Raw genomic sequence first — 24,804 nt, 5'->3', positions numbered from 1 at the left:
ACAGAAATAATCCTTAAGTGAATGCTACGAAATTTGAGGTAGTTAAAAAGAGGTAAAGAAAAAAACCAAAAGAAATCTACTAGAAGAACTTCTTATTGAACAAAAACGAACAAATGAGCTTTTAGAGCAGCTATAAGCTGATATAACCGACAATACGTATACATGAAAAAGTCCTTTATGCTTAAGGTGTTCATATAGTAATTTGTTATAATGACTATGAGGTGAGGCCAAATGAATTCATTAAATAAGCACACAAAACAAAAAATATTTGAGGCTTTAAATGGCGAGAAATCAGGTGCCTTTTTATTTAATGGAAAACTTGTTTCAATAGAAATTGAGAACCCCGAAAACGAATTTGAAAAAAATATGATCAAGACCTAGAAAAAGAAATTGAGGAAAACCCAGAACTTAAAGCTTCACTACTGAGATACTTAAATAACCCAGAGATGAAGCGTTATACCATCAATGAATTGAAGGCTAAAAGATATGAAGAAAGAAAATAATTTGCATTTTCATATTGTATTTACAGAAGAATTTCATTTATGTTTAAATCGCAATAAGGAGTTCTTTGCTGAACAAGGAGAAGATACCTTAAACTGGTGGTACTCGAGAGAAGACGAAATCCTAAATTATATTGAGAGTCTTCTTTCGAGTAATCCTAATATATGGAAATCAGTAAAGAATGGTGACTTCAAAGGGCTACGAAGGAGAATCTATGGTAAAAGTAGGCATACAATATTAAATTACATAATTTACTATGCTATCCATGAGAATCAAAACCATATTGATGTCATTAACATAGTACCCTCAAGGACCAAACGCTTGCGAATTAAAGGTTAAATTCATATCATCAAATATTGCTGAATCACTATCTACTTTTATCCAACATATGCTTATCTCCTACCAATTCACCTCTATAAAAGTATCACGACCAGACGTCACCCGCTCCGCTTTATACTCATCAGGGTTTTTCTTATAAAATCCCTGATGATACTCTTCTGCTAGATAAAATATTGATGCCGGTAAGATTTCAGTTACAATTGGCTTCTTAAACCGTCCACTGGCTTCTACTTCACGCCTTGAATTTTCTGCTTCCACTTGTTGCTCTTGTGAATGATAAAAAATGGCGGTTCGATATTGACTACCACGGTCGATAAATTGTCCGCCGTCATCTGTTGGGTCAATTTGTGGCCAATATAGTTCTACTAACTTTGAGTATGGAAACAATTCTGGATCATATGTAATTTGAACAGCTTCATAGTGTCCCGTTACTCCAGTTTTTACTTCTTCATAGGTGGGGTTTTCGGTAGTACCACCTGTGTATCCTGAAACAATCCCTACTATACCTGGTAATTCATCAAACGGCTTTACCATACACCAAAAACAACCACCTGCAAAAGTAGCTAATTCATTTGTTTGCTTCGTCATATCTGACACTCCTTTATTCCCTGTATCTTCTTTTCTTACCAATAACATAACCTGCCCACAATAGAACAAGATTACTTATGATAAAAAATGCCACCTTCAACAAATTTTCTTGAACATAGACTACACCAGTTTGGTAAAATCCAGCTAGATTCATAGATTGCAAGCCCTTTATAAGACTTCCATTCTCATAACTAAAATAAATAAAAACAGCGACTAATCCAATGAGGATAAAGAAAGCCGCTCTTAAGCTTCGAACTGTTCGCGTCATTGAAACAGTGGTATTCCTTTTAGAAGCTTTTCCTTTTCTTTTTCGGGTCACATTACGAATTGGCATACCTTCACCTTACTCTCTAGACTCGCGAAGTAACGCAACACGATATGGAAAAAGTGTTGCGGTCATGATGCCCTTTTTAACTGCTGGATCAGTGGACATAATTTTTTGTACTTCCTCTTCTGAATCCACTTCTATTATAACTACACCAAAACCCGTTTCGTCCATATTTAGTGTTCTGCCCGAGAGTATGACTTTTCCGCTCTCACAAAGTACTTGCAGCATTTGAAATGCTCACTAACAATTTGATTCTCATGATCTGTCCAATTTGCTTCTTCCAGCAAAGCCGGAATTAATCGTAATTGATATAGGAATTGTAGCTTCATGTTATCCTCTCCAGATCCGTCTGACTTTTGATTGAGGTTCTAACAGAATTTCGTACACATCAGGGTTTGTCATGGCTTTCCACTCATCAAATCCGTATTTTTCGTCAAACATTTTTAACAGTAGTGTTGTAAGATTGCCGTGACTAACTAATACCACGTGTTCCTCTTTTATGCCCACCAGTTCTTTTATCAACGATTCGACCCTACTTGTTGCTTCGGCTGATGATTCTCCCCCTTCTAATGTGAGAGAGAAATCTTCAAATGAAGTGTGTAAAAGTTCTAGCCAGTTAGAGACATTCGGCTGACTGAGCACACGCTCTCCTAATCGTTCATCCGATTCTATAAGAATCCCTCTTTTATCTGCATAAGGCTTGATTGATTCAATGGCTCGAACATAGGGACTTGAAATAATACGTTTGATAGGGTACTCGCTTAAAAACTCAGCTAATTCGTTTGCTTGTTTTACTCCTTCATCTGTTAAAACAGCTTCCATTTCCTGTCCTGTTGCTTGGCAATGTCTTACTATATAAAGAATACTCATTATTTACTACCTTCTCTTTCGATCAACTTGGTATGAAAAGAAATCATAAGCTACCTCAACATTTGAAAAGACCTGACTCGCTTCAACTTGTAACTGAGAAGATTCTTCCTTTTGGTAACGTGAACTAATGTGAGTTAATAAAAGCTTTTGAACATTAGCCTCATTTGCAACCCTTGCCGCTTGAGTGGTAGAAGAATGATAATAGTCGTAAGCCATTTCCTCTTCATCCCCACTAAAGGTTGCTTCATGTACGAGCACATCAGCATTCTTAGCAAGGGAGATACTGTTCTCTGTAAAACGAGTATCACCTAAAATCGTTACAATTCTACCTGGTATTGGAGGGCCGATAAACTCTCTTCCATCTAAAATTCTCCCATCCTCTAGTGTAACAATTTGTCCTTGTTTAAGTTGTTTATATTGAGGGCCTGGTTCAATTCCAGCCTGTTTGAGCTTTTCAACTAATAATGCGCCTGCTAAATCTTTCTCTGTAACCCGGTACCCAAAGCTTGGAATTCCATGTTGTAGTAGGCGTGCTTCTATTGCAAATTGTTCATCCTCGAAAATGATGCCTTCTTGTATTTCAACCACTTTTAGAGGATACCGAAGATGTGTAGAACTCACTCTTAAAGTAACTTCAACAAATTCTTTAATTCCAGGAGGACCATAAAGAGTTAAAGTTGTTTCTCCACCTTGAAAAGATCGACTACCAAGTAATCCTGGTAAACCAAATATATGGTCGCCATGTAAGTGAGTAATAAAGATGTTTTCAATTCGGCGTGGTCGTATGGAAGTATGTAGGATTTGATGCTGTGTGGCTTCTCCGCAATCAAACAGCCAGGTCACACCTCGTTCTTCTAAAAGCTGAAGAGCAATTGAAGAGACATTCCGTTCCTTCGCTGGAACGCCTGCACCTGTCCCTAAAAATATAATTTCCAAGGTAGCTTCCCTCCTTAAGATTCGTCTTTGGATTGTAAAAAGTCTTTATCAAAGCTGGTTCCTGAAGTATTGGATTCCTTCAAGGTAGAAGGAATTCCCCTTTTTATTACATCTTGTCCGAACTTTATTTTTAGTCTTTCGATTGTTTGATATAGGGGCTCTTTTTTCGCATCTTCTTCATATGAAAACAAATCTAGCTGTTTGTATGCAGCTGTTTTTTCAATAATATCTTGTGTGGTAATTCCTAAAAGTCGAACAGGATCTTCATTCCAATGCTTTTTCCATAACCCTTGAATAAGCTCAAAGATATCCTTTGATTCAACAACTGGATTACCTAGTTTTTTACTTCTTGTGATCGTTCTTCGGTCATGATAACGAATTGTAAGCTGAACGGTTAGGGCTAGAGACTCTTTTTTCTTTAGTCTATTCGAAACCGAGTCAGACAATCGTTGTAAGATCTTTAGTATTTCTTGCTCATCTGTTGAATCAGCTGGCAGTGTTGTTGAATTTCCAATGCTCTTAAATTCAAAAATTGCATCTGGATCAACAGCACGATCATCCATCCCATTTGCCCGCTGCTTAAGTCGTTCTCCATTAATACCTAGTAACGCTTTTAACTGAATCATATCTGCTTTTGCTAAATCACCCATGGTCAGAACATTGATAGGGTTTAGTTTTTCAGCTGTTTTGGCTCCAACACCATGCATTTCAGCAACTGGTAATGGCCATAATACTTTTTCTATATCTCGTTTTCGTAAAATCGTAATCCCAAGCGGCTTTTTCATATCAGAAGCCATTTTTGCTAAAAATTTATTTGGGGCAATTCCGATACTACATGGAAGCTTTAACTGCTCAACTAGTTCCCTCTGAATCTTTTTGGCAATCTCTAGGGGGCTACCGAGCAGATAGCAATCTGATATATCTATGTATCCTTCATCAATTGAAACAGGCTGAACGAAGTGGGTATACGTGCGTAAGTAGTCAAACATTGCAAGAGATGCTTTCCGGTAACGATCAAAATTTGGTGTTTTCACAATGAGGTACGGACATAGTCGTTTCGCTTCCCAAAGTGGCATGGTTGTTTTAATCCCCAATGCCCTTGCCTCATAGCTACAGGTTACGACAATTCCCCTCCGCTCCTCAGGGTTACCAGCAATCGCAAGTGGTTTTCCTTTAAGAGTAGGGTCATACGCCACCTCAACAGACGCATAAAAACTATTCATATCAACATGAAGAATGACACGACCGTTCTTCGGATACATCTGTTTCATGACTACACCTTTTTTCCATTCTTAATACCTTAATCATAAAGCCTATTCGCTCTTAAACGCAAATGAAAAAGGCCCTTAAAGGACCTCTAGTAATTGCTTTTTTACTTCTTCCATTTCTTCAAGGCTATTTACAAGTGTTGTAGGGTTAATTAATGTTAATAAACGACTATCTAAATTGGCCACCCCTAGTAAAAAGGAGTTTTGTTTATAAGATAGTAAGCCAATCTGCTGAACTGAATTTTCAGGTATCGCAATAATTTCTTTTGCATCATCCACAATTAGACCGAATGATAGAGTTTCTGTTTGTAAGATGATCATTCTTGTTTTGTCTGTTACCTTTGAACGTGCACGGTACAAGATTTGATTTGCATCTAATATTGGTGTAACTTCCCCTCGAACAGTTGTCACACCATTCATATAGTCCGGCATATTAGGCACCGTATTTAAAGATTGAAGCTTCTCTATTGAAACCACATATTGAATAGGTACTCCATACTCCTCTTCCTGTGATTGAAAGACTACCACTTTATCCAAGGCTACTTGTTCATTCATCTATCATCAACCTCCATAAGTTCACACGACTTTTACTTATGACTATCATACTATAATTTAGTTGTGACTTGTAGAGTTGTTTGTGAGTGTCAAGCCTTTTTGTGATTTTAAAGACATAAAATTATTCTCTATTAAACAATACTAGAGAGGTGTTACTTTGATATAATCCATATATTTCGTTATAATCTTCACAGTTACTCTTTCTTCCTTCATTTTTATGAGCTTTCAAGTACATACAAATGAATTGGAGAAATCAGAAGAAAAAAATATTGATTAGTTACAAGTCGGTAAAAAATTGAAAAGTCGTTTAAAAAGACTTGAGGAATTTGAACCAATAACGATTTCAACTAGGTTTTACCGCGTTCATAGAACATAAAGAAAGATAATATGAGATTCCTTTTGTCATTACTCTAAATAAATCGTCTAATAATGACTTGCTTACAAAAGTTTGGTATAACTCTAGAGGGTATTTTCTAGTTCGAATTCATTATGCTATTCATCGGTTTTTTACAAGCCCTGATATTGAGTTATCCAAATGGAATTATTTTAAAAATCAGTATGAACTAGATATTCCAATCTTTCAATACGAAACAACTCTCAATCTGTATATTAATGCTTTTCAAACTAATATTAAAATCGTGTATACAAAGTGAACCCGCTTGTAGTGGTTGGAGTAACCTGGAAGACAAGGAGTTCAGGCAACAACAATTACTACAGGAGACTTGCAAGCCGAGAATAATCTAGTCCAATTAGTTACGAAAGATGCTCATGAAATTGACTATGTAATATAAATTATATGCCCCTATATTTTTGGTCAAAGGAAAAAAATGAGCTTAAAAAACGTCAAAAATAATCCTTAAATGATTTATATAATTTACTGAATTGTTAGTAACAGAATCACAACACCTGTAAACAAAAATGGAAGTAGAATTATGAGCGATTTAATTCGCCATGAAGATTTTTCAACGATATAACAAACAGAATACAGTGATAATAGCGCAAAAGTGTACCGAATAAAATATAAAATTTCAAAATTCTCCCCTAGCTGTATCCTTCCTAAAAAGAAGTTAGCAATTATGAATAACAACACAACATTTAAATACATTGGCCATTTGGTAATTTTTTTCCTTATATACACATAACATATACCGTTTATAAGGATAAATATTGGGTAAGCAATAATATTATAAAACATTCCAAAAATAGTTCCTTCAAGAAACAATTCACCCTCAGGAAAACCTAAATTCTTGAATGATATTATATGACCTAATAGATGATTAACTGTGAAAACAATAGAAGCACCAATAACTGAGTTCTCGACTAATCTTCCCATAACTCGCTCCAAATCTAATTTAATATAGTATACCGTTACAATTAAACCTAACACTTCATAGAACAAAACAGAAAGGATAGCTCCCACGAGAGCCATCCTTTATTTCTTATTTTACAGCGTTAAAATATTTATCTGGCCAGAATTCCGTTAGTTTCCAGACATCGCTCCCTCCATTATCAGGGGTAAATGTATAAATTTCAGCCCAACTACCACCGTTTTCAGCCCTATAGATCTCATGCCAAGGAAACTTATCGTGTCTTCCATAAACATACGTTACTCCATTTCTCCCCAGTGTTAATTCATAGTTATAATCAATAGCTGGCATTAACCCATTATAGAAAGGAGACTTTGCAGAATGATTCACATATAATTTGGCTTCAGCACTAGTGATAAAAATTTTACTAACATACATACCTGAATTACTAGCAGATAAAGTTTGTGCGGAACTTGTATTACAATATCTATCGTATTTAGTAGAACTAGAAGCATAGTTGGTATTACCAAAACTTAGATCATCCCAATATACAGATACGTTTAGCTGTGTCCTATATTTGCTAGAGGTCTTGGAGAACGATCTCCCATCTCCTTTACCACATTGTAAAGATAAACCAAATGGTTCGAATTTTAAAAGGCTTGGTGCTATAAAAGTTGTATGTTTAAAAGAGGAAACAGGTCCATAAGCCAATGTTGCGATTTGAAAGGGACTAATTGCTTCATTTCCTAAATCTGTAAAATCTATTTTACCACCAATCACATTTTTAACAGTTTTAGCAGGAATCTTAATGTAATGGTCACCTTTAAGTTCAAATTCTGCTTTATCTTTGTTTGATAGGTCATCTGCAAACACTGTTATCACAAAACTTTCATCTTCTGCCAAATCTTTAATAATAACCTCTGAATCAGTAAGGTTGATAAAGTCATTTTGGTTTATCGAATACCTAAGGTTCGCTGCATTTTTGATATCAAACCAATCTAACTTTAAACTATCTTTGGAAGATATTATATCAATTCCTAACTCTGATTTGTTTTTAGGATGGAGTGCCGCTGTAACGATATGGTAATAATCTAGAATCTTATCGAATTTGTTTAAAGCATATAAGTCATACTCCAAGTATTCCCCTTCCTCCAAGTTTTGGTGTTGAAATTTATTCTTATCACCAGAATAAATCTCGATACCATCTTTTATAACTAAATACTTTTCTGCTTTGTCAACTTGTTCCCAACTAAGTTCGATTTTCCCAGGAAGTTTTTTTATACTTGGGTAAAGATTAGATTTATGAAAATGGTGGGATAAATAAATTACATTAATACGCTCTTAAAATTTTTTGGTAATCTATATTCTGCAAATCATGTATGTAAATGTTCCATTAACAATTATTCCTAAAGAAATTAACAATTTCACAAAAATGTTCAAGTATTGTATCTCGGTTAAAAACTTCTTGTGTATGAATCTAAATTAATAGTATCACTCTTTTAAATATCTATATATTGGGAAAATTGACACTAAATTTAGGGTTTAATTCAGGTTTTCAGAGTGGTATTTTCCCAATACAAAATTGTTTAAAGTTGTGTTATAATCTTCTTTTTCTTTGAAGCTATATATCTTACAAAGAAGTAATCGCATATGTTTAGGTGAAATTATATAGTATAAATTCAACCTTATTTACTAATGTAACTAGACTAATTGATCCTTAAAAATAAAAAAAGTAATTGATATTAGTAAAATTCAGCACAACAGAGTCCCTTAAAAATATTAATTTGTTTTTATTTTTTGTTTATATATTTCTCTAGATGTTATGTTCATTAATAGAGTATAAGTAAATATATTTATATATTTATATATTTATATATTTATTTTCGTTCTCAAATCTATGAAACCGCATACACTTTACTATGCAACTTTTATGCAGCTTTGCCCTATATTGAAGGAGGAATTTAAATGATTTATGCACAGCCTGGACAAGAAGGTTCGAAGGTAACATTTAAAAGTCGTTATGAAAATTATATTGGTGGAGAATGGACAGCTCCAGTGAATGGACAATATTTCGAAAATACAACGCCTGTAACAGGGAAAGTATTTTGTGAAATAGCTCGTTCTTCTTCTGAAGATATCGAGCTTGCTTTAGATGCAGCTCATGAGGCAAAGACTTCTTGGGGGCGTTCTTCTGTTGCAGAGAGAGCAAATATCTTAAACAAGATTGCAGATCGTATGGAACAAAACCTGGAACTTCTTGCTGTAGCAGAATCTTGGGACAATGGGAAGCCGGTTCGTGAAACACTTGTTGCTGATTTACCATTAGCCATTGATCACTTCCGTTATTTTGCTGGAGCTGTTCGCGCTCAAGAGGGAGCACTTTCAGAAATTGATCATGATACCGTTGCGTATCATTACCATGAGCCACTAGGGGTAGTTGGACAAATAATTCCTTGGAACTTCCCTATTCTAATGGCAGTTTGGAAGCTAGCCCCTGCACTTGCTGCTGGGAACTGTGTCGTGCTAAAACCTGCTGAGCAAACACCTGCATCTATTCTTGTTCTAATGGAATTAATAGGTGATCTATTACCGGCTGGTGTATTGAATATCGTGAATGGATTCGGTGTAGAAGCAGGAAAGCCACTTGCATCTAGTAGCCGTGTTGCCAAGATTGCCTTTACGGGTGAAACAACAACAGGTCGACTAATTATGCAATATGCTTCTCAAAACCTTATTCCTGTAACACTTGAACTAGGTGGAAAGTCACCAAACATTTTCTTTGAGGATGTAATGGCGGCTGACGATGATTTCCTTGATAAAGCAGTTGAAGGGTTTGTCATGTTTGCTCTAAACCAGGGAGAAGTATGTACATGCCCTTCCCGAGCCTTAATTCAGGAGTCAATCTATGATCGTTTTATGGAAAGAGTACTTACAAGAGTCGAGCAAATTAAGCAAGGGAACCCGTTAGATGTTTCAACCATGATTGGGGCTCAAGCTTCTACTGAGCAGCTTGAAAAAATTCTTTCTTACTTTGAAATTGGCACGCAAGAGGGAGCAGAAGTTCTTTCAGGTGGAGCAAGAAACTATTTAGAAGGAGACCTAGAAGGTGGGTTCTATGTGAAGCCCACTGTTTTCAAAGGTCATAATAAAATGCGTATTTTCCAAGAAGAAATTTTTGGACCTGTTGTTTCTGTCACAACATTCAAGGATGCTGCTGAAGCATTAGAAATTGCCAATGACACACTTTATGGTCTAGGTGCTGGCGTTTGGACAAGAGATATAAATACAGCGTATCGCTTTGGTCGTGAGATTCAAGCTGGACGTGTGTGGACAAATTGCTATCATGCATACCCAGCACACGCTGCGTTTGGTGGCTATAAGTCATCTGGAATTGGACGCGAAAACCATAAAATGATGCTGAGCCATTACCAACAAACGAAGAATCTATTAGTAAGCTATAGCCCACAAAAACTAGGATTCTTTTGATCTGTGATGGTTCAAAAGGTAACAGCAACGGACAAAGCAATACAACTGATTGATGTCCTAAAAAAGAAGCATGGAGATCTCCTCTTTCATCAATCTGGAGGTTGTTGTGATGGAAGTTCTCCTATGTGCTTTTCTATAAATGAATTTCTAACAGCAGAGGCTGATGTCTTGCTTGGTTCTATTGGAGACTGCCCCTTTTATATGAGCAAAGCACAATATGAATACTGGAAACACACTCAATTAATTATTGATGTGGTGCCAGGTCGTGGTGGAATGTTTTCGTTAGAAGGGCCAGAAGGTTTAAGGTTTTTAACAAGATCGAGGATTTTCACTGAGGAAGAACGCGGTTTGTTGAAGTGAAACTGGAGGAGAGCATGGAAATTTCATGCTCTCCTTTTTTTTCTAATGTTGCTTGCAAACAAGTCTAAACATATCCACTATTTCTTTAGTTAAAGGATCTAAAAACTAAATTCTCCTTTTGTTGCGATATATAAGGTTTAATGCAATTATGCCAACCAAAACAGCTGCACTTACATATAAAGATGTATTTGACCGTGGTTGTGGATGATGATCATATTCATGTTTGTTTACAACATTTGGACTCTTAGGTCCATTCTTGAGAATACCTTCGTAAATAAGCCTACTCTCAACACTTTGGTCTACAACTTTACCATTAGAAATATGAATCATACCGTTTGGACCCCCTACTGGTATTAGGAAATCAGCATTCTCACTTTTTTCTAAAAATAAAAGAAATTTACCACCTTTACCTTGGAATTCCTCTGCCCAACCAACATCGTAATGATCAATGCCCGCAGTAAATTGTTTAGATATTTCCCCTTTATAAACACTTTCAACGTTGAACATTAATCCTTGAAAGATAAAATCCAGATCACTTTGTTTTGGCTCGCTTGAAAAATCATAACTTCCCATAACTATGACTTCAGCCCTATTACTAACCTCTTGTGCAGTCAATTCCACCCAGCTAGTAGCAGAAACCTTAGTGTCTATTAACATCAATGATAATAAGAGAGTGACAAAGAATAATAGACTAGATCGTTTTCTCATTGTTCGTTCCTCCATACTTACTGTTTTGGATACAGGTTGGTATACAACATATTATAAGTTCTTCGTTAAACCATTCATTATTGTTATAACCCAGATTTCTTTCTTCCTTCTAATCATGTTGACTTAAAATAAATGATTTCCGGGTCTCCTTCGTCTAAATTTTCTACGAATCCACTTTGAACAAATCCATTTGATTTTAAAACTTCTTGCATACTTCTATTTGATTCATTTGTTGAGGAGAAGATTTTCTTAGTTGGTGATATACCTTGAAAATACTCCAACAGAGATGTTGCATAACCGTTTCGTCTTTCTGTCGGTGATACCATTATTAAAGATATAAAGCTGCAATCAAAAAAATGAGTATCAAATAATAAAAAACCAACAATTGAACTATTATTTTTAACAACTATGCATCTGTCTTCCTCAACGGCTTTTTTAATGTAATTTCTTCTAGAATCGTTACCAATTACTTCCCTATCAATTTTCACTATATGATCTACATCATGTAATTTAGCCTTTAGAACCGTTTTCAAAATAATGTCCCCTTTTTAATCGTTTTTCCAATTACATAATTAATACAACCTTGTTTCTTGATACCAGTTTCGAAAAGCATTAAGCCCAATGATGGATAAACTAACTAACAAATTAATTACAAATGGAATAAATGACATTGCTCTATTCGATAGTTAGTTTTGAACATTTTTCAAAGCTCAAATACAATTATCTTACTTTCAAAGAAAAAGCATACAATGAAGTGCCTTCAACCCATTCTGATCTAACTTCAAAAATTAAAATGCCTTCGTGTTGTGGAACTATTATTTTATCATTCCTAACCTCTAGAACAGTTGGATTTTCACTGTCCTAGATGCTTACTGTATAGGTAATGGGTTTCTCAGCAAAGTTCAATTCTATTTCTCTATCAGACTCTAGCGTTAATACTTTTTCTTGGTATTCTACTAATTCTGGTGGGGGTCCAGAATCCGCCTCAATGCCAGTATAATTTCCATTTCCTATACTATAACTCCAACTAGTAGTTCCTTGAACAGCTTCAATAACTTGGTTACCAGTCGAAATTGTTAATATCGGTGGCTCCGTTAATGTACCTGGACTGACCTTGTCCTTATTCCCAGTTACTGTTTCGTTACTAGAATAACAAGCCGTAAGAACCATAAGGGTAATACCTAGTACAAAAAATATCTTATAAACGGAATACATCTGGCTCACCCCCTCTAACTTTCATTGACCCTTGTATACTATCTCAAAGTAATACAGACCTTTGCCCTACTACACTGCAATCTTCACAATGATGGCAAAAAACCTTCTTGACTAATAAAGACTTGTTCCCTAGAAAAATGCTGCAAAAACTGATCTACTAGTATCTTATATGCATCCGGATGATACCATTCCTCAAGGTTATGTTCTTTGTACAGTTTTTCAATCCCCATACTCTTCGTTCTTTTCCCACTACTTCCATCACCCATAAAGTAATCGTCAATGGTCACCCTATCAACAATACTGGCTAGCTTTAAAGCAAACTGATCAGAAGAAGGAAGCATGGGTGCAATGGCCACTTGAGCCGCAATACCTTGATCTACAAGCGATTTTAAGACACGTAATCGGGCTGAAATCGGAGGAGCATTTGGTGAGAAGATTTTCCTTATATGTTCAAGATCGGTTTCAATCGTCATGCTTACTAAAACTTTATTCGATAACTTTTTAATCAATTCTTTATCTCGCTCAATCAATGGACTTCTAGTCTGAATAAAAAGGAAGTCAGGCTGCTCTTCAACCATGGCTTCTAGTAAAGATCGTGTGATCTGGGCTTCGTTTTCTATTGGCTGATACGGGTCTGTACTAGATGACATGAAAATTGAAATAGAATCATGTTTTTTTCTAGCTTTCTTCATTTCATGTAAATAGCGTTCTTGTGCATTTCTTTTTATATCAACCCAACTACCCCATTCTTCTTTTCGGAACAAATTAACAGGCATCTTTCTCACATAACAGTAGCTACAACCAAAGCTACATCCTATGTAAGGATTTAAAGAAAAAGTGTAGCCCTTTAGAAAACCGCTCGCTGGGGTAAGTAACTGTTTCGTCTCTTTTTCAGTTATGTTCATTTCTTTTTCTCCTTTTAATGACTGTTAAAATAAGAGCTATCATCAGATATCCAAAACCTCCACCAACCGTATTAAGAATCATATCATCCACATCAAAAGCACCAACACGGAAAACAAATTGGGATATTTCAATAAGTAGTGAAAATGAAAATGAATACAAAGCAATCTTTGTGAAAGATATATTTCTCCATAACAAAGGTAAAAGAAATCCAAATGGAAGAAAAGCTGCTATATTACCGAAGAAATTATCAGTAACCATTGATACTCTAAATAGTTCAAAATTGGAAATATAGGCAAAAATTGATTTAAATGGTATCAGATTATAATCAATTAATCCCTGGACACTACTCCTATAAGCAGAGAAAAACAAAAGGTAAAATAAGAAGGTTATGTAACTGAAAAAGCAAAGTACAATTACTGCTCTCCGTATAGAAATCATTATCGCTCCTCCAAAAAAAAAAGAGTAGTCCTAGTAACTAAAACTACATTATTTCTATTTTTAGGATAATTATATCAATTATGAAACAAAGTAAACTGTCTTTAATGAAATAAATATGAAGGAGGCCTTCCATTGCCAATAAATGAATCCACCGTTCAACTAAGACAGGGAACAAATATATCGAATTTTGAAAGTTCTGTAAATCAAATTGAAGGAGTTCAAAGGTCGATGGTGGATATTGAGAACATGAACGCAGTTATACAGTATGATAGCTCTATTTTGGAAAAGGAAAGGTTAGAGACAGAAATCAAAAAGTTTATGTGAAATCAAAAAAGGGAGGCAAAATTTGCCTCCCCGCCTTTTACTTCGCTACTTCTTTAATAATCGCCACAACTAATTCAGCTGTTTTCACCAGCTCTTCAATTGGCATTCTTTCATTTGTTGTATGAATTTCTTCATAACCAACGGCAAGGTTTACAGTTGGGATGCCGTGTCCTGCAATCACATTGGCATCACTTCCGCCACCACTTTGTTGTAATTCTGAATTACGACCAATGGATGCTGCTGCACGACGGGCAACCTCAACCACATGATCTCCTTCACCAAATTTAAAACCTGGATACATGACTGTTACTTCGACTTCGGCACGTCCACCCAACTCAGCCGCAGCTGATTCGAACGCATCCTTCATTTTTTGAACCTGTTGCTCCATTTTTTCCGGTATCAGAGAACGAGCTTCAGCTAAAATATCGACTCGGTCACACACGATGTTTGTTTGCTGTCCACCTGCGAAACGTCCGATATTTGCTGTTGTTTCTTCATCAATACGGCCTAGTGGCATTCTGGAAATAGCTTTTGCTGCAATCGTAATGGCAGAGATTCCTTTTTCAGGTGCAACGCCAGCATGAGCCGTTTTCCCTAAGATCGTAGCTTTCACTTTTGCTTGTGTTGGAGCAGCAACGATGATTGTTCCTACTTTTCCATCACTATCAAGTGCATAGCCATATTTCGCAGTAATCTTGTTGCGATCAAGAGCCTTTGCCCCAACTAACCCTGATTCTTCCCCAACGGTAATAATGAACTCAATCGTTCCATGAGGGATATTGTTTTCTTTTAAAAGCTTAATGGCTTCAAGCATTGCAGCTAATCCTGCTTTATCATCAGCACCTAGTATCGTTGTTCCATCTGTTACAACATACCCATCTTGAACAGAAGGCTTAATTCCGTTCCCAGGTACCACTGTGTCCATATGAGAAGTAAAATAAATTATATCTACACCTTCTTTTGTGCCTGTTAGCGTACAAATTAAGTTACCCGCACCATGACCAGTGATTGACATCGTATCATCTTCAAACACTTCTACACCAAGAGCAGAAAACTTTTCCTTAAGTACCTTTGCAATTTCCGCTTCAAACTTTGTTTCAGAATCAACTTGAACTAACTCAAGAAATTCATTTAATAGACGCACTTGATTCACCATTTTTATTTCCTCCTATGTTTACAACGGAATATTTCCGTGTTTTTTGCGTGGACGGTCTTCCCGTTTGTTACGAAGCATGTCTAATGCTTGGATAAGTTTAATTCTTGTTTCTCTTGGATCGATGACATCGTCTACCATTCCCATCTTGGCTGCCACATATGGATTGGCAAACTTTTCACGGTACTCTTCAATTTTATCTGCACGGGTTTGTTCAGGATCATCACTTTCGGCAATTTCCCTAGCAAAAATAATATTAGCTGCACCCTGCGGACCCATCACAGCTATTTCAGCGTTCGGCCAAGCAAATACTAAGTCTGCACCTATTGCTTTACTATTCAAAGCTACATAGGCTCCTCCATAAGCTTTACGTAAAATAACCGTTAGCTTCGGAACTGTTGCTTCTGAGTAGGCATATAAGATTTTCGCCCCGTGCCTGATAATTCCACCGTGTTCTTGTTTAATTCCTGGAAAGAAGCCTGTCACATCCTCGAATGTGATGATGGGAATATTAAAGGAATCACAGAAACGTATAAACCGGGCTGCCTTATCTGAAGAATCGATGTCTAATCCACCCGCCATGAATTTCGGCTGATTGCAAACAAGACCGACTACTTCCCCTTTAATCCTTGCTAAACCAACGACAATATTTTTCGCAAAGTCTTTATGTACTTCTAAGAAAGAGTCCTGATCAACGACCTGTTCTACTACTCTCCGAACATCGTATGGACGAATAGGATTAAATGGAATAGCCTCAGTTAACTCAGGACGGTAATCATCTTCCTCGCTAGCTTTAATTGCTGGTGGTTTCTCTTCATTGTGCTGCGGTAAATAGCTTAGTAGGTGTCGTACATTTTCTAATACTTCCTGTTCCGTCCTACCTGAAAAATGAGCATTCCCACTAATTGAATTATGTACCTTTGCTCCGCCAAGGTCTTCAGAGCTTATTTTTTCACCTGTAACCGTTTCAATAACCTTTGGACCTGTAATAAACATTTGGCTCGTTTCTTCCACCATGAACACGAAATCTGTGATGGCTGGAGAATAAACAGCTCCACCTGCACAAGGGCCCATTATGACAGAGATTTGCGGGACAACACCAGAATAGATGGCATTACGGTAAAAAATATGACCATATGCATCCAATGATACCACACCCTCTTGAATACGTGCTCCACCTGAGTCGTTCAAGCCAACAATTGGTGCTCCGTTTTTTGCTGCTAAATCCATAATATTAGCGATTTTTTTAGCATGCATTTCTCCTAGTGCTCCACCAAAAACGGTGAAATCCTGTGAGAACAAATAAATCGGACGACCATTCACTTTACCAAAGCCCGTTACAACCCCATCACCAGGACCTTTTTTATCCCCTAAGCCAAAGTCTTGTGAGCGGTGTTCAATAAACGGATTAAGCTCCATAAAAGTTCCACGATCAACGAGTAGGTCGATGCGTTCTCTTGCCGTGAGTTTACCTTTTTCATGTTGCTTCGCTATTTTCTCGTCTCCGCCACCTAATTCAATTTCGCGTCTTCTGTCATATAATTCATCAATCTTTTTGTAAATATCCAAGTTGAACACTCCTTCAATTCTTTTCACATAGCTCTAGTAGGACGCCACCTGTTGACTTCGGATGCATAAAGGCAATTTTTGCCCCGCCTGCACCTGGCTTTGATTCCTCATGGATCATTTTAATTCCGTTTTCCATCATGTCTTGAATTCGTTCTTCAATCGAGCTCACACCTAAGGCAACATGATGAATTCCTTCACCCTTTTTCTCGATGAATTTTGCAATAGAGCTCTCAGGTGAAGTTGGTTCTAGTAATTCAAGCTTCGTTTCACCCGCTTTAAGAAAGGCAACCTTTACCTCTTCTGATTCTACTACTTCCATGCCTTCTAACTCTAATTTTAAGATATCTACATAGAATCTCAAAGATTCTTCAATTGAACGAACGGCGATTCCAATGTGATCGATTTTTTTAATCATTTGTGATTCCTCCTGAAAATAAAGAAAACGCATACATATCATGATAAGATAGTTTTTAACATTCTTCTACTGTATTCTCCAAAAAACATGAAATATCCTGCCACTTTTTATCACTTGTCGCATTAGTCTGTTACAGGTAAAATAGGGGTATGAGGAATAAAAAAGGGGGAGACTTTATATGTCCCGTAAAACACAGAAGATTATTGTGTATTTAATGATTGGTTCTATGGTATTAACAACACTGTTTACTGGTTTAGCCGTATTTTTTTAAGGAGAACGACTTATTCGGTCGTTCTTTTTTTTAATATTTCTAATAAGTTTTAAGTGTGATTCGAATAATATTGGGTAGAATGGTAGTAGGAATGGAGGAGGAACCTTTGAGACGTTTACTTCTTTTTATATCTTTTTTGATTTTACTATATATGTCATGGGATGTTATAGAAAAACAGATCGGTACTTTTAACAACCAGGTTGCCATTGAAACGATAAAAACAGAGATTGATATGTTAAAAGACAATCCTGAGATTTCAAATGCGATCACTTCATTTTTTGTTGGCCTAAATAATTTTTTAGGACAACTAGATCAATTAAAAGAAAAACAAGGGCAAGACCTACAAACTAAGACACCTCCTGTTGAAAAGCCCATTCTAGCAACCCCTACAGAACAGATTTTTTCCATCTATAATATACAGCTTGGTGACTCCAAAGCTGATGCTGAGCAACAACTTGGAGTTGCAAAACGCTCTTCACTAAACGAGTACGGGGTTGATTGGCATACGTATCATGAAAACTATCAAAATTTTATGATGGTTGGGTATGATGAATTTGATAATGTCGTAGGGTTATATTCGAACCAGGATTTAATCTCGTCGACAAAGGGTATAACATTTGGAAGTAACAAAGAGTTGGTTTCTGAACAGCTAGGCGAGCCTTTAACTAGTATCAATAAAGGCATGGTTTATTATCAATTTGAGGAAAAAAGGGATTATGAAATGTATCTATTAAATGATAGTTATGTCTCCATTTTTTATGATAAGCATCAAGAAAACATAGTAACTTCCATTCAAATTATTAGTAAAGATTTAGAAGATAAACGAAGTGATTACTATACAGCTTCAAGTGAAGGCTTAAAGGAAGGCTTCGAATACCAACTATTTGACTTAACAAATGCAACAAGAGTTAATCATGGTCTACAAATCCTCGAATGGGATGATCGTGTTAGAGAAACTGCACGAAAGCATAGCTTGGATATGGCCGATAATAATTATTTTAGTCATACGAACTTAGAAGGGCAATCCCCTTTTGACCGAATGCTAGAGGATGATATTGCGTTTACAATGGCCGGAGAAAATCTTGCCTATGGCCAGTTTAGTAGCATTTTTGCTCACGAGGGACTAATGAACTCATTAGGTCACCGGGAAAACATTTTACAGGCAGACTTTAGAAATTTAGGTGTCGGGGTAGCTTTTAACGAGAAGGCACAGCCTTATTATACGGAGAAATTTTTTAGTCAATAGGTTCATTTAAAAGGCTCTCGGTAGCTAAACGAGCCTTTTACATTGTCTTCTGTCATTTACTATCTCTTATGAAAATTTAATTACTCTTCCATCTCGAGATTAAAAAAATTGTTGATACAATAAAAATTGTCCCGATCCACTGGACAACTCCAAACGAAACGTGTAACCAGACAACGGAAATAATTGCTGCTGATAATGGCTCTGTACAAGATAGTGTGCTTGCCTCTGATGCTGAAATATACCTCATGCTTTCAAGGAAGCAATAAAAAGGAATCAAGGTTCCTAAAATAATAATAAATATGATCGCCATCACCGAGGTCAACCCCCATGAAGCTTGTATATCCCAAGGAGCATGAACAAAACTAAGCGAAACTCCTCCAATGAACATGGCCCAGCCCACCACAACCATTGTCCCCCATTTTTGTATGAGCTGGGATGGATACAATGTGTAAAAAGCTAAGGCGAAGGCTGAAGAAATCCCCCAAAACAGTCCCCAACCAGAAATGGATAAGGAACCTAAGCTTCCATTTGTTACAAGTAGAAACGTTCCTACTACCGCTAAAAAGATTACTAATAGCTCATTGTATGTAGGAAGGCGTTTTGACTTAATGACCATAAATCCCAAAATCAGAACTGGACCTAGATACTGTAGTACTGTAGCTGTTGCAGCATTACTTAACTCGATGGCTTCAAAATAAGTATATTGAACGGCTAACATACCAAATAGACTAAATATTATGATCTGTATGCGATCCTTTTTATTTCTCCAGACACTCCAAATTTTATCTTTGTTCTTCGGATATGAAAGTAACAGCATGAGTAGACCAGCTGCTAAAAGCCTGACAACAACGAGCCATCCTGCATTAAAAGCCTTTTCTTGAAATAAATATTGGGCAATCGTTCCCGATACACCCCATAATGTTGCTGCCATTAAAACTAGAGCTACTCCATGTACTCTCTGGTTAGGCTGAATCGCTACTGACGGCTGCATTTCCCCACTTCTCCTAAGTCAAAATCGATATGTATGACGGTCCGTCATCTCTACTCTTATAATTTATCAGAAATTTATGTCTAATTAAAAGAAATTTTTTTTCGAATTTAAGGTAAAACTAACATGAGTACAAAAAAAGGAGACTACAATCATGGTGAATCAGGATTTCGAGAAATTCAATAAACTACAAAAAGAACACAAATCATCGTATCTTGGAAGTGATAAACCACACAAGCAAGCTTCTAATGACCCTGACTATAATAACAATTCGGATACGGACAAATCACCAGGAGCAACTGGAAGGGATAACTAAAAAAGAGCTTGATTTTCAAGCTCTTTTTTAGTTATTTCTTTTTCCCTCTTTTTCCCAACTTGGAAAAGGGATAATAATCTAATTTATGGCTCCCGCTTCCCTTGCCAACACTTCAAATGATTCACCTGTACTCGTAATCTTTATTTTAGTCCCAATAGGTATCTGACTATACAGCAACTCGATTTCCTCATTTTTCATCCGTACACAGCCTTGAGTCACATAATGTCCAATCGAAGCAGGGTTATTATTGCCGTGGACACCATATATCCTACCATCGGTTCCTGCAGCATCAAACCCCATCCACCTAGTGCCAAGTGGATTTTCCTTAGATCCCCCATTTATATTTTTCCTACGATAATAAGGATCCACTGCTTTTATCACGATTGAAAATTCTCCTTCAGGTGTTAGCTCGCTCGTTACCCCTGTAGCTACATCATAAATCCCTTGAATTTCTCCGTGGTCTATATAAGCAATTTGATTGCTTTGTTTATTAACGATTAAATAAGGATCACCCACCATTGGATTGGGTCCAAGTGGCCAAATGGGAGAGACCGTCAAAAGAATGGATAGAATAAATGGTATCAACTTCTTCACCCCTTAATTCATCTTGACTTAGTTTAAAACGGGAGGAATGTTCTCATTCATAGATTTGGGCGAAAATAGCTTTTTATGACTAAATATTGTTCCATTTCCTTTAATAATTGAAATAGTGAAGCCCTTGCTTCGAATTCCTCACGGGTCTTAGGTAGTTCCATTTCTCTAAAGTCGTCTTTTAGCTCGTCTATTTTTTCTAAAAATCGCTTTGCCGTATTCCCTGGATGGATAGAATTACTGATATCCTCAATAAAAACAGCAAGTAATTCCTCCTGCTCACATGAATGATTTAAGGATGTCACAAGCGGTAAAATTCTTTCAATAATTTCCAGCTGTTGCTCTCTTATTTTAAAATAGGAATAGTACACATTCTCATGTCTCAAAAAATGATTTTGTACATCTCGGAAGGCTAAACTTTTTGCTTTTTGAAGTACTTCGTGAACACTCGTAATTTCATTACCATCCCAATCTGAATCTTTACGTCTTAAAAATTGAGCAAGCTCCTTAAAAATGACACTAAAATTTCGTTCTATTTCAACTTGGTATTTCTTTAACTGAACATCCACACTTGGCATATATAAATTCATAACCAATGCAACACCAATACCGATGATAATTAATCCGAACTCGTTTAATATGATGGCATTAGAATATTTACCGTCATTAAATAAGTGAAGAATAATGACACTGCTCGATACAATTCCTTCTTGAACTTTAAAATAAACAGCGGTTGGAATAAATAGCAAAATCAGTATTCCAATTGTTAATGGGGTATATCCTAGAAGTTCAAAAAAAACGATTGAAAATAACATGGCAAGGGTACATGCAAAAAACCTAGCCCATGAAGTTAGAAGGGATTTCTTTTTGGTCACCTGAATGCAGAGTATGGTAATAATTCCTGCTGATGAATAATGTTCAAGGTTCAATAATTGAGCAATCCAAATCGCAATCGTTACACCTAGAGCTGTTTTTATAGTTCGAAATCCTATTCTAAACATATGTAAAAAATCTCCTTTAAAATGAACGTAAAAAAATGGTGATCATATGATCACCATTTCTTATTATAGCATTTTTTCCAAAAATTCTTTCGCACGCTTACTCTTTGGTGTTGAAAAGAACTCGCTAGGTGGAGCATCCTCTACTAGCCTGCCTTCATCTAGAAATAAGACACGGTCCGCAACTTCACGAGCAAAGCCCATTTCATGAGTTACAATCGCCATCGTCATACCCGTATGAGCGAGCGACTTCATGACATCTAACACTTCTTTGACCATCTCAGGATCAAGTGCTGAGGTGGGTTCATCAAAAAGCATCACTTGTGGTGACATCGCTAGTGCACGAGCAATGGCCACACGCTGCTTTTGACCACCAGATAATCGTGTGGGAAATTCATCTACTTTTTCTGACAAGCCTACTTTTTCCAGAAGATCATGAGCAACTTTATCTGCTTCTGATTTTGTTAAGCCTTTTACGTTCATTGGAGCATACGTAAGATTTTCAAGTACTGTCATATGAGGGAATAGATGAAAGTGTTGAAACACCATCCCGACATTTTGGCGAACTTGATTAATGTCAGTTTTGGAATTAGTGACTTCATCGTTACCGATCCAAACATGTCCACTAGTAGGCACTTCTAGTAAATTCATACAGCGTAAAAAGGTCGATTTTCCAGAACCTGAAGGTCCTACAATGGCAACAACATCACCTTGTTTGATTTCGGTTGATATATCCTTTAATACTTCTAACTTACCAAACGATTTATTTAAACCTTGAACCTTAATCACTTTGCCTCATCCTCCTCTCAACTAGCTTGCCAACCATTGTTAAGATGAGAACTAGTAAGTAGTAGATAAGACCAACAAATAACATTGGCTCAAAGAAAGCATAGGTTTGTCCACCGACAATCTGTGATCTTCTCATGAGATCTCCTGTACCAATGACCGAAACGATAGCCGATTCCTTCGTTAATGTAATGAATTCATTCATAAGTGCTGGGAGAATATTTTTGAACGCTTGCGGCATAACAATATCCCACATCATTTTTTTATATGGAACACCTAATGCCATAGCTGCTTCCTTTTGACCTTTATCAACAGCTAGTATACCTGCACGGATCACTTCAGAAATATAGGCTCCCGAGTTTAAAGCAAAGGCCGCTACAGCAGCAGCAAATGCTGGTATTTCAAAACCAGTAACTTGTGGTAAACCAAAGTAAATGATTAATAATTGTAGGATTAATGGAGTTCCTCTAAATAATGAGGTGTACGCATCTGCGAACCAATTCAAAGCTTTAATATGACTAATTTTAAAGAGTGCCAGTACAATAGCTAGGATAAAACCTACTATTGCAGCTAAGGCAACAATGCTTAGTGTGACCCATATCCCTTGAACAATATAAGGGATAAAGGGCACGAGATTTTGAGTAAAGTTAAGATTCATGCCCTTTTCCATTCCCCTCTAGTATCTATTCGTTTTTACTCTTCTCCACCGAACCATTTTACAACCAATTTCTCTAGCTCACCATTTTCCTTCATTTCGTTCAGAACTCTATTAAATTCTTCTGTGAGTTCACTACCTTTATTAAATGCGATTGCAGAACCAGCTTCACCGTCAGCTTCTTCAATTTCAAATCCAACTAATTCTGAGTTGTTTTTAAAATGACCGACTGCTACTGTATCTTCAATGATAGCCGCATCAAAGCGACCAGCCAAAATTTCTTGTACTAGATCAGGTACTCGATTACGTGTTTCAGTCTTAATTTCGACAGTTTTAGCAATTTTCTCTGCTTCACCCTCTTGAATAGAACCTGTTTGTACACCTACTGTTTTCCCTTTTAGGTCTTCAATCGTTTTAATTCCACTATCCTTCTTAGAAACTATTAAATGCTTTGCTGTAAAGTAGATATCAGAGAAGTCAGCATTCTTTCTTCGGTCATCATCAGGAGTCATTCCCGCAAGGATAAAGTCCGCTTTCCCTGCATTCATTGCGGTGATCAAGGTTGTAAAGTCCATATCTTTCACTTCAAGCTCATACCCTAGCTCTTTAGTAATGTATTTAGCAATATCAACGTCAAACCCGACAATTTCATTTGTTGCCGTATCCACAGATTCATAAGGTGGATAGTCAGCAGACGTAGCCATTACAAGTGTCTTCTTTTCTCCCTCTCCGTTAGTTCCTTCTGAACTTCCCCCCGTTCCACAAGCGGCTAAAACACCAATCATAAGTATAGAAATAATAACTCCAAGTACTAATTTTGAAACCTTCATTTGTTTTCCCCCTAAAATAATAATTGTTTTTGTAATTTAATAAATATTATGAATTAATGTATAAAGAATATCAAGCATCTCTTTTAAATGTATAGATATTCAACAATATGTATTTTAACACATACTTATATTTATGCAATACCTTTCATATTTATTAATTCGGATTATGAAACAATATTATTATAGAAAAGCAATTTTCATTATAAATACTTGATTCTATTGATAGTTTATTAATGCCAACTACTTGTTAGACTTGTGGAAATCATTATTCTCTGTATTGTTTTGAATAATTTTGAAATCGTTTACATTGAAAAAATAAAAAAAACCACAGAATTTTTTCTGTGGGCCAAGTTTACATTTCCTCACAATATTGTTCAAAAGCATCTTGTAATTTTTGAATGACCTGCATTGCATCGTACCCTTCAATTTCATGACGCTCAATCATCATTTGGATCTTTCCGTCTTTTAATAGAGCGAAGGAAGGTGATGATGGTGGATATCCCTCAAAGAAAGAACGTGCTTGCGCTGTTGCTTCTTTATCTTGTCCTGCAAACACCGTAACTAGATGATCTGGACGCTTATCATAATGAACAGAATGGCTAGCCGCTGGGCGTGCAATCCCACCCGCACATCCACAAACTGAATTAATCATCACTAATGTCGTTCCCTTTTTCCCTAGTGCTCCGTCAACCTCTTCTGGAGTTGTAAGCTGTGTGTAACCTGCTTGAACCATATCTTCTCGCGCTTGTATCACAACATCATTTATAAAAAAATTGAAATTCATAGACATTCTTGGATCCTCCCTTTTATAGCTGTTTCTATTTTATCAATCCTTGTTACTATATTCAAATAACACG

31 protein-coding genes are annotated in these 24,804 nt (G+C 36.5%); 7 read left to right on the top strand and 24 right to left on the bottom strand.

Annotation, left to right across the window (positions count from 1 at the left end; translation table 11 throughout):
• The first annotated feature begins 231 nt into the window (after positions 1-231).
• Positions 232-381, top strand: coding sequence for a hypothetical protein (locus tag ACOI1C_RS04205; RefSeq protein ID WP_422508317.1), 150 nt, complete (start codon positions 232-234; stop codon positions 379-381).
• A 519-nt stretch (positions 382-900) separates the two neighbouring features.
• Here the strand turns inward: ACOI1C_RS04205 and msrA are convergent.
• From msrA to ACOI1C_RS04160, 9 genes are all read right to left on the bottom strand, one after another.
• On the bottom strand, positions 901-1,428 hold the full coding sequence (msrA, locus tag ACOI1C_RS04200; RefSeq protein WP_422508315.1) for a peptide-methionine (S)-S-oxide reductase MsrA: 528 nt from the start codon (positions 1,426-1,428) through the stop codon (positions 901-903).
• Positions 1,429-1,441: 13 nt separating this feature from the next.
• Positions 1,442-1,762, bottom strand: coding sequence for a hypothetical protein (locus ACOI1C_RS04195; RefSeq protein ID WP_422508313.1), 321 nt, complete (start codon positions 1,760-1,762; stop codon positions 1,442-1,444).
• Between the two features lie 9 nt (positions 1,763-1,771).
• Positions 1,772-1,984: a YciI family protein gene (locus ACOI1C_RS04190; protein WP_422508311.1), complete on the bottom strand. Its 213-nt coding sequence runs from the start codon at positions 1,982-1,984 to the stop codon at positions 1,772-1,774.
• Positions 1,985-2,086: 102 nt separating this feature from the next.
• The gene (locus ACOI1C_RS04185) at positions 2,087-2,626 is read right to left on the bottom strand and encodes a histidine phosphatase family protein (protein WP_422508309.1); all 540 of its coding nucleotides are present in this window, start codon (positions 2,624-2,626) and stop codon (positions 2,087-2,089) included.
• Positions 2,627-2,632: 6 nt separating this feature from the next.
• Positions 2,633-3,562 (bottom strand): ribonuclease Z, encoded by a 930-nt coding sequence (gene rnz, locus ACOI1C_RS04180; RefSeq protein WP_422508307.1) that lies wholly within the window; start codon positions 3,560-3,562, stop codon positions 2,633-2,635.
• A gap of 14 nt (positions 3,563-3,576) precedes the next feature.
• Positions 3,577-4,833 (bottom strand): DNA polymerase IV, encoded by a 1,257-nt coding sequence (locus ACOI1C_RS04175; protein ID WP_422508305.1) that lies wholly within the window; start codon positions 4,831-4,833, stop codon positions 3,577-3,579.
• A 75-nt stretch (positions 4,834-4,908) separates the two neighbouring features.
• Complete coding sequence (locus ACOI1C_RS04170) at positions 4,909-5,385, bottom strand: chemotaxis protein CheW (protein ID WP_422508303.1); 477 nt, start codon at positions 5,383-5,385, stop codon at positions 4,909-4,911.
• 874 nt (positions 5,386-6,259) lie between these two features.
• Entirely contained in the window at positions 6,260-6,805 is a 546-nt protein-coding gene (locus ACOI1C_RS04165) for a hypothetical protein (protein WP_422508301.1), read from the bottom strand.
• Positions 6,806-6,824: 19 nt separating this feature from the next.
• A complete protein-coding gene (locus ACOI1C_RS04160; protein ID WP_422508299.1) occupies positions 6,825-7,829 on the bottom strand; it encodes a DUF3238 domain-containing protein in 1,005 nt (334 codons plus the stop codon).
• A gap of 828 nt (positions 7,830-8,657) precedes the next feature.
• On the opposite strand from ACOI1C_RS04160, the gene adh reads away from it, so the two are divergent.
• Together adh and ACOI1C_RS04150 are read left to right on the top strand one after the other, a co-directional pair.
• Positions 8,658-10,178, top strand: coding sequence for an aldehyde dehydrogenase (gene adh / locus ACOI1C_RS04155; RefSeq protein WP_422508297.1), 1,521 nt, complete (start codon positions 8,658-8,660; stop codon positions 10,176-10,178).
• A gap of 6 nt (positions 10,179-10,184) precedes the next feature.
• Positions 10,185-10,538, top strand: a complete 354-nt coding sequence (locus ACOI1C_RS04150; protein WP_422508759.1) for a DUF779 domain-containing protein — start codon at positions 10,185-10,187, stop codon at positions 10,536-10,538.
• A 105-nt stretch (positions 10,539-10,643) separates the two neighbouring features.
• Here ACOI1C_RS04150 and ACOI1C_RS04145 read toward each other — a convergent pair whose 3' ends face one another.
• From ACOI1C_RS04145 to ACOI1C_RS04125, 5 genes are all read right to left on the bottom strand, one after another.
• Positions 10,644-11,246, bottom strand: coding sequence for a hypothetical protein (locus ACOI1C_RS04145; protein WP_422508295.1), 603 nt, complete (start codon positions 11,244-11,246; stop codon positions 10,644-10,646).
• A gap of 113 nt (positions 11,247-11,359) precedes the next feature.
• Positions 11,360-11,779: a GNAT family N-acetyltransferase gene (locus tag ACOI1C_RS04140; protein WP_422508293.1), complete on the bottom strand. Its 420-nt coding sequence runs from the start codon at positions 11,777-11,779 to the stop codon at positions 11,360-11,362.
• A gap of 328 nt (positions 11,780-12,107) precedes the next feature.
• Positions 12,108-12,461: a hypothetical protein gene (locus ACOI1C_RS04135; protein ID WP_422508291.1), complete on the bottom strand. Its 354-nt coding sequence runs from the start codon at positions 12,459-12,461 to the stop codon at positions 12,108-12,110.
• An 83-nt stretch (positions 12,462-12,544) separates the two neighbouring features.
• Positions 12,545-13,366 carry an SPL family radical SAM protein gene (locus tag ACOI1C_RS04130; RefSeq protein WP_422508289.1) on the bottom strand — a complete coding sequence of 274 codons (822 nt, stop codon included), beginning with the start codon at positions 13,364-13,366 and terminating at the stop codon, positions 12,545-12,547.
• A complete protein-coding gene (locus ACOI1C_RS04125) occupies positions 13,353-13,805 on the bottom strand; it encodes a VanZ family protein (RefSeq protein WP_422508288.1) in 453 nt (150 codons plus the stop codon). The genes ACOI1C_RS04130 and ACOI1C_RS04125 overlap by 14 nt, the downstream gene beginning before the upstream one ends.
• 132 nt (positions 13,806-13,937) lie before the next feature.
• Between ACOI1C_RS04125 and ACOI1C_RS04120 the strand changes: the two genes are divergently transcribed.
• On the top strand, positions 13,938-14,129 hold the full coding sequence (locus tag ACOI1C_RS04120; protein ID WP_422508286.1) for a hypothetical protein: 192 nt from the start codon (positions 13,938-13,940) through the stop codon (positions 14,127-14,129).
• A gap of 37 nt (positions 14,130-14,166) precedes the next feature.
• On the opposite strand, the gene ACOI1C_RS04115 is transcribed toward ACOI1C_RS04120, so the two are convergent.
• Genes ACOI1C_RS04115 through mce form a run of 3 tightly spaced genes read right to left on the bottom strand, consistent with a single transcriptional unit; the run spans position 14,167 to position 17,266 of the window.
• Entirely contained in the window at positions 14,167-15,285 is a 1,119-nt protein-coding gene (locus ACOI1C_RS04115) for a tripeptidase T (protein ID WP_422508284.1), read from the bottom strand.
• An 18-nt stretch (positions 15,286-15,303) separates the two neighbouring features.
• A complete protein-coding gene (locus ACOI1C_RS04110) occupies positions 15,304-16,851 on the bottom strand; it encodes an acyl-CoA carboxylase subunit beta (protein ID WP_422508282.1) in 1,548 nt (515 codons plus the stop codon).
• Between the two features lie 13 nt (positions 16,852-16,864).
• The gene (gene mce, locus ACOI1C_RS04105) at positions 16,865-17,266 is read right to left on the bottom strand and encodes a methylmalonyl-CoA epimerase (RefSeq protein ID WP_422508280.1); all 402 of its coding nucleotides are present in this window, start codon (positions 17,264-17,266) and stop codon (positions 16,865-16,867) included.
• Between the two features lie 178 nt (positions 17,267-17,444).
• On the opposite strand from mce, the gene prli42 reads away from it, so the two are divergent.
• Together prli42 and ACOI1C_RS04095 are read left to right on the top strand one after the other, a co-directional pair.
• Positions 17,445-17,537 (top strand): stressosome-associated protein Prli42, encoded by a 93-nt coding sequence (gene prli42 / locus ACOI1C_RS04100; protein ID WP_422508278.1) that lies wholly within the window; start codon positions 17,445-17,447, stop codon positions 17,535-17,537.
• 106 nt (positions 17,538-17,643) lie between these two features.
• Positions 17,644-18,783 carry a CAP domain-containing protein gene (locus ACOI1C_RS04095; RefSeq protein ID WP_422508276.1) on the top strand — a complete coding sequence of 380 codons (1,140 nt, stop codon included), beginning with the start codon at positions 17,644-17,646 and terminating at the stop codon, positions 18,781-18,783.
• Between the two features lie 76 nt (positions 18,784-18,859).
• Here ACOI1C_RS04095 and ACOI1C_RS04090 read toward each other — a convergent pair whose 3' ends face one another.
• Positions 18,860-19,774: an EamA family transporter gene (locus ACOI1C_RS04090; RefSeq protein WP_422508274.1), complete on the bottom strand. Its 915-nt coding sequence runs from the start codon at positions 19,772-19,774 to the stop codon at positions 18,860-18,862.
• A 151-nt stretch (positions 19,775-19,925) separates the two neighbouring features.
• Between ACOI1C_RS04090 and ACOI1C_RS04085 the strand changes: the two genes are divergently transcribed.
• Complete coding sequence (locus ACOI1C_RS04085; protein ID WP_422508272.1) at positions 19,926-20,087, top strand: hypothetical protein; 162 nt, start codon at positions 19,926-19,928, stop codon at positions 20,085-20,087.
• Positions 20,088-20,165: 78 nt separating this feature from the next.
• On the opposite strand, the gene ACOI1C_RS04080 is transcribed toward ACOI1C_RS04085, so the two are convergent.
• From ACOI1C_RS04080 to ACOI1C_RS04055, 6 genes are all read right to left on the bottom strand, one after another.
• Positions 20,166-20,669 carry a L,D-transpeptidase gene (locus ACOI1C_RS04080; RefSeq protein WP_422508757.1) on the bottom strand — a complete coding sequence of 168 codons (504 nt, stop codon included), beginning with the start codon at positions 20,667-20,669 and terminating at the stop codon, positions 20,166-20,168.
• Between the two features lie 59 nt (positions 20,670-20,728).
• A complete protein-coding gene (locus tag ACOI1C_RS04075; RefSeq protein ID WP_422508270.1) occupies positions 20,729-21,679 on the bottom strand; it encodes an aromatic acid exporter family protein in 951 nt (316 codons plus the stop codon).
• A 63-nt stretch (positions 21,680-21,742) separates the two neighbouring features.
• Positions 21,743-22,465 carry an amino acid ABC transporter ATP-binding protein gene (locus ACOI1C_RS04070; RefSeq protein WP_422508268.1) on the bottom strand — a complete coding sequence of 241 codons (723 nt, stop codon included), beginning with the start codon at positions 22,463-22,465 and terminating at the stop codon, positions 21,743-21,745.
• Complete coding sequence (locus ACOI1C_RS04065) at positions 22,458-23,120, bottom strand: amino acid ABC transporter permease (RefSeq protein WP_422508266.1); 663 nt, start codon at positions 23,118-23,120, stop codon at positions 22,458-22,460. The genes ACOI1C_RS04070 and ACOI1C_RS04065 overlap by 8 nt, the downstream gene beginning before the upstream one ends.
• A gap of 35 nt (positions 23,121-23,155) precedes the next feature.
• Complete coding sequence (locus tag ACOI1C_RS04060) at positions 23,156-23,947, bottom strand: transporter substrate-binding domain-containing protein (protein ID WP_422508264.1); 792 nt, start codon at positions 23,945-23,947, stop codon at positions 23,156-23,158.
• Positions 23,948-24,299: 352 nt separating this feature from the next.
• Positions 24,300-24,737: a BrxA/BrxB family bacilliredoxin gene (locus ACOI1C_RS04055; protein ID WP_422508262.1), complete on the bottom strand. Its 438-nt coding sequence runs from the start codon at positions 24,735-24,737 to the stop codon at positions 24,300-24,302.
• Positions 24,738-24,804 lie beyond the last annotated feature (67 nt).

Origin of the sequence: Bacillus sp. DJP31 (assembly GCF_049310945.1) — a bacterium.
Lineage (GTDB): Bacteria > Bacillota > Bacilli > Bacillales > SA4 > Bacillus_BS.
This window is presented reverse-complemented; position numbering and strand designations above follow the sequence as displayed.